The organism is Dietzia sp. B44 (assembly GCF_014145245.1).
GTDB classification, from domain to species: Bacteria; Actinomycetota; Actinomycetes; order Mycobacteriales; family Mycobacteriaceae; genus Dietzia; species Dietzia natronolimnaea.
On sequence record NZ_JAALEF010000207.1, the window covers coordinates 1 to 4,798 of the forward strand.

Below are 4,798 nucleotides of genomic sequence, written 5' to 3' on the forward strand. Positions count from 1 at the left end.
GGTGGTGACTGGGCTTCGGGGTGGGTCGTCGGGGAAAGTGGAGGGATGTCTGTCGAGTCACCACGGCCTGCGTCCACCCCGGAACCGGGCGGGACGCCCCCCGGCGCCGCAGCGGAGTCGGTTCATCACGACCCCGTCGCGGACTCGGATCTGGACCCGCGGTCGCCGCTCCCCGCCCGACCCGGGCCGCTCGGGATGGTCGGGAACGCACTGCGCGGTGCGCTGATCGGCATGGCCGAGCTCGTGCCCGGCGTCTCGGGCGGCACGGTCGCACTGGTGACCGGCGTGTACCCACGGTTGCTGGACTCGGGCGCGCACGTGGTGGACGGGATGCGGTCGGCGATCCTCGGCCCGGACCGCCGGGCGCGCACGTCCGCGGCCTTCCGTCACGTGGACTGGTGGCTGCTGCTCCCGCTCGCGGTGGGCATGCTGGCGATGGTCTTCACCATGGCCGGGGTGCTCAAGGGCTTCGTCGAGGGGAGCCCGGAGATCGCACGCGGGCTGTTCCTCGGCATGGTCGCGGCGAGCATCGCGGTGCCGCTGGGGATGGCGCGGGCCACCCCGGGTGGACGGAACTGGGCTCTGGGGCTGATCTTCGTCGGCGGCGCGGGGCTGGCGTTCGTGCTGTCCGGGTTGCCCAGCGGGACGATCAGCGACCCGTCCTACCTGCTGGTGTTCGTGGCCGCCGCGGTGGCGATCTGCGCGCTGGTCCTGCCCGGTGTGTCGGGTTCGTACCTGCTGCTCGCGATGGGGCTCTACGCGCCGACCCTCGGAGCCGTGGACGACCGGAACTTCGCCTACCTCGGGGTGTTCGCGCTCGGTGCGCTCGTCGGGATCTCGCTCTTCGTCAAGATCCTCGACCGGTTGCTCGAGGACTTCCGCAAGCCCACCCTCATCGCCATGGCCGGCCTGATGCTCGGCTCCCTGCGGGCCCTGTGGCCCTGGCAGACCGAGGAGGCCGACATCCTGGCGCCGGGGTCCGACTGGCCGGTCGTCCTGGCCGCGGTGGGGGTCGGCGTCGTGGTGGTGATGATCGTCCTGGCCGTCGAACGGTTCTTCGCGGCCAAGGCGGCGACCACGGACCCGGACCCGCGGGTCACGGCGCTCGAGGACCGGGAGTAGGCGGCCCGGCCGGATCGATGATCAACTGCGGCGTCGACCGTCAGTCGTCCTCCTTCCGGGCGACGTCGAAGACCATCTTCTGGACGCCGTTGCCGTAGGCCTCGTGCTCGGTGAGGATTAGCGGGATGGCGTCGACGTCGGCCGCGCCGAAGAGGCGCCGTCCCGCGCCGAGCAGGAGCGGGAAGACCAGGAGGTGGTACCGGTCGACCAGGCCCGCCTCGGACAGGGAGTGGCCGAGGGTCGCGCTGCCGTGGACGAGGATCGGGCCGCCGTCGGTCTCCTTGAGCCGCGCCACGTCCTCGACCGAACGCAGGATGGTCGTCGGTCCCCAGTTGTCCACGAGGTCGTCGGCGGTCAGGGTGGTGGACACCACGTACTTCGGTAGTCCGTTGTACCTGGCGAAGTCCTCCGTCATCTCCGGCCAGACCGGGGAGAACGCCTCGTAGCTGCGGCGACCCAGTAGGAGGGCGGTGGCCTCGTCCTGCTCGCGTCCCTTGATCTCGTAGGCGGCCTCGTCGAAGGGGATGTCCCGGTAGGTCCAGCCGGCGTTGCGGTAGCCCTCCTCGCCGCCGGGTGCCTCCATGACCCCGTCGAGCGACATGAAGGCGGTGATGATGAGCGTGCGCATGTGGGTCCTCTCGGTGTGCGCTGGTGTCGTGGCGCGGGGAGGGCGCCCGGTGACGTCTCAGGCGTGGGCCAGGACCTCCGACTCGAGCCGCCGGTACCCGGCCTCCATCCCGTCGACCATGCCGGTGCCGAGGATCATGTCGCGGAGCTCGGCGCTGTCGTAGGTGATGACGAGCGTCATCAGGGTCCCGTCCCCGACGGCTGTGAGGGTCTGCTCGTTGCGCGTCGGTGGCGCGTCGGCCCCCTCCATCGTCTCGGTGAAGACCTCGCGGTGCGGAGGGTCGGTCTCGATGAGCTCTCCGACGAGCGCGAACGCCTCGCCCTCGACCCCGGCGTCGGGGGCCCACTCGAAGCGGGTGGTCTCGCCGGGCGCTGAGGCGACCCGGCAGCCGACCAGGGCCCAGCCGTCGGGGCCGTGGAACCACCGGTTCAGCAGTTCCGGCTCGTGGTGTGCGTCCCAGACCTGCTGGGGTGTGCCCCGCAGGATCCGGGTGAAGCGCACCTGCGTGTCGCTGAGGAGCTGCGCTGCGGTCGCGCGGTCGGCGGCGAAGGAGCGCAGGTCTGCCAGGACGTCGTCGATCTGCGCCATCGCGGAGCGGGTGCCCTCCTCCATGCCCAGCTCGAGCAGCTGCTCGAGTTGGTCGAGGCTGGTGAAGTACGTGGTGGTGGTCAGGCGGGCGCCGCTGTCGGTCTCCTCGAAGGAGAACACCGCGCGCATCGTCGGCATCTCGGGGTTGGGGCGGCCGTCCTCGTCGGTGAAACCGTCCAGGATCTCGAACGAGCCCCCCTCGATCACGGACAGGTACTCCCAGTAGCCGCCGCTGCGGGCTCCGTCCGGCCCGGTCATGTAGTACTCGGACCGGCCGCCCGGGTAGATGTCGTGACGGGTGAAGGTCGCCGGCCACTCCGGCGGTCCCCAGAACCTCTCGAGCTGGCGCGGGTCCACGTACGCGTCCCAGAGCCGGCGGACCGTCACGGGGAAGTCGGCGACGATGGTCATCGTCAGCTCCTCGAGGTCCTTGTCTACGGATGTCACTGGCATGATCGGATCCTTCTCCCTCGGTGGTGGTCGTACATTGTGCTTGTGGTCAGTCGTCGGCGAGCAGGGCGTCGAGCCTGTCGATGCGCCCCCGCCAGAGGCGCTCGAAGCCGTCCAACAGGGTCTGGGCCCTGCGGATCGCCTCGGGGTTGCCCCGGATCCGGCGTTCGCGTCCGTGGCGGTCGTCGGTCACGAGTCCGGCCTCCTCGAGGACGTTGACGTGCTTGCGGACCGCCGCGAACGACATGTCGTAGTGATGGGCGAGGTCGGAGATGGAGCACTCGTCGGTGAGCGTGCGACGGACGATGTCCCGGCGTGTGGCGTCGGCCAGCGCCCGGAACAACCGATCCACGTCGTCGTCACTGAGATCCACCCCGCGTGTGTGATATGAAACCATTTGGTTTCATGTTAGGTCGCGGCGGGGACCGGGTCAATGGTGCGGCCCAACTCGCCCGCCGCGATGTCGTGGGTCGCCCCTACTCTGGGTGCGTGCGGTCGAGCGTGAGGGTCCCCGAGTCCGAGGTCGAGCGGTTCGTCGGGACGGCGGCCCTGGCACGTGCGCGCCCTTATGTGAACCCGGACGCAATCGGCGACGTGAGCTACAACCCCGGTTCGCGGACGCTGTCCGCACTGGTCACGGGCAGCGGCGGGCGCCGGTATCGGACCGAGGTCGCCTTCGGGCATCCCGATGCGAGCGGTTGGTCCCGGCCGAAGCTCAGCACGTGCACGTGCCCGGTGGCGATGCGGTGCAAGCACGCCGCGGCGCTCATGTTGTTCGCCGGCGTGGATCCGGACGGCGGCGCACACAGCGGGGTAGGCGGCGGGGAACCGGTACCTGAATGGCGGCGGCGGGTCGAAGAGATGATGCACGGCACGGCGCAGCAGGCCCGACCGCGGGAGTCCGAGGTCTATGGACTGCAGCTGTCGGTGGTGGCGGACGAGACCGTGGACGACGGCTGGACCGGTGGGTTGCGGCCCGGGTTGGGCAACCGGCTCCGGGCGCGCATCGTGGTCCCGGGCAGGGGCGGGCGGTGGAAGTCGGCGGGGGTGGAATGGGACCGGCTGCGCTACGGCTGGACCGCGGACATGAGCGCCGCCCAGACAAGCTGGTTCCGCGCCGTGGACGCGCTGGCCCGTAGTCGTCGTCAGGCCAGGGTGTGGTTGGACCTGTGCGATGCCGAGGTCCCCGCACTGTGGCCGCTCATCTCCACCGCCGCCGAGGCCGAGGTGGAGATCGTCCCCGATGACGGCCTGCACGACGTCCGGCCCGGGCCGCGCCGGCGCGTCGGGCTCACGGCCTGGTCACCCGATGGCCTGCAGGTGGTGGTCACCGCCGCGGCGGAGGTGCTGCCCGACGCCGACGGCGCCCAGGAGATGCCCGACGACGACGAGGAACACGACCGCCCCCTGCCGGGCGCACTCGTGGGGGAGCGCGGGGACCTGGTCGCGGTGGTCCGCGACAGGGTGTTGGAGCTCTGCCCGGTCGGGCGGCTCGACCACGGGGTGGCCCGCGATCTGCGTCGATGGCGTGAGCTGACGATCCCGGATGAGTCCGTCGCCGAGTTCTGCGGAGAGTTCCTCCCCGGTCTCGTCGACGCGTTCCCGGTGGTCGACCGAGCCGGTCGCCTGGAGCTGCCGGAACCAGACCGCGTCGAGTTCGAACTGGTGATCCGGCGCTATGCCGGGCCCGACTCCGCGGACGGGCCGGACCTCGTCGCGGAGTGGTCCCGGCTCGACGTGTTGCGGATGAGCGACGGCACCGAGACGACGCGCCGTCGTCCGCTGACAGGTGGGGACCTCGGTGCCGCCGGACCGATCCTGGCCGACCGCGAATCGCTCGAGCTCGCGGTGAGAGTCGAGGAGGCCGGGTGGGGGTGGGTCGTCACGCCCGGGCCCTGGCGGGTCACCGGGCACGACGCGGCTGAGCTGCTGGCGGACGGGGTGCCCGCGTTACGCGCCCTCGACGGCGTCCGGTTGACCGTGCGCGACGGGGTCCCGGAGATCCGCCGG

Annotated in this window: 5 protein-coding genes; 2 read left to right on the forward strand and 3 right to left on the reverse strand. The window is 71.2% G+C overall.

The features are described from left to right. Positions 1–45: 45 nt before the first annotated feature. Positions 46–1,122, forward strand: coding sequence for a DUF368 domain-containing protein (locus G6017_RS07765; RefSeq protein WP_241731078.1), 1,077 nt, complete (start codon positions 46–48; stop codon positions 1,120–1,122). Positions 1,123–1,162: 40 nt separating this feature from the next. Here G6017_RS07765 and G6017_RS07770 read toward each other — a convergent pair whose 3' ends face one another. From G6017_RS07770 to G6017_RS07780, 3 genes are read right to left on the reverse strand one after another with little or no spacing between them, the layout of a single operon-like run. After that, positions 1,163–1,750 (reverse strand): dihydrofolate reductase family protein, encoded by a 588-nt coding sequence (locus tag G6017_RS07770; protein WP_182610750.1) that lies wholly within the window; start codon positions 1,748–1,750, stop codon positions 1,163–1,165. A 57-nt stretch (positions 1,751–1,807) separates the two neighbouring features. Continuing rightward, positions 1,808–2,791 (reverse strand): SRPBCC family protein, encoded by a 984-nt coding sequence (locus tag G6017_RS07775; RefSeq protein ID WP_182610751.1) that lies wholly within the window; start codon positions 2,789–2,791, stop codon positions 1,808–1,810. A 46-nt stretch (positions 2,792–2,837) separates the two neighbouring features. Beyond that, on the reverse strand, positions 2,838–3,185 hold the full coding sequence (locus G6017_RS07780; protein ID WP_179523520.1) for an ArsR/SmtB family transcription factor: 348 nt from the start codon (positions 3,183–3,185) through the stop codon (positions 2,838–2,840). Between the two features lie 92 nt (positions 3,186–3,277). Between G6017_RS07780 and G6017_RS07785 the strand changes: the two genes are divergently transcribed. Continuing rightward, a partial coding sequence (locus G6017_RS07785) for an SWIM zinc finger family protein (RefSeq protein WP_524536257.1) occupies positions 3,278–4,798 on the forward strand: 1,521 nt, incomplete at its 3' end.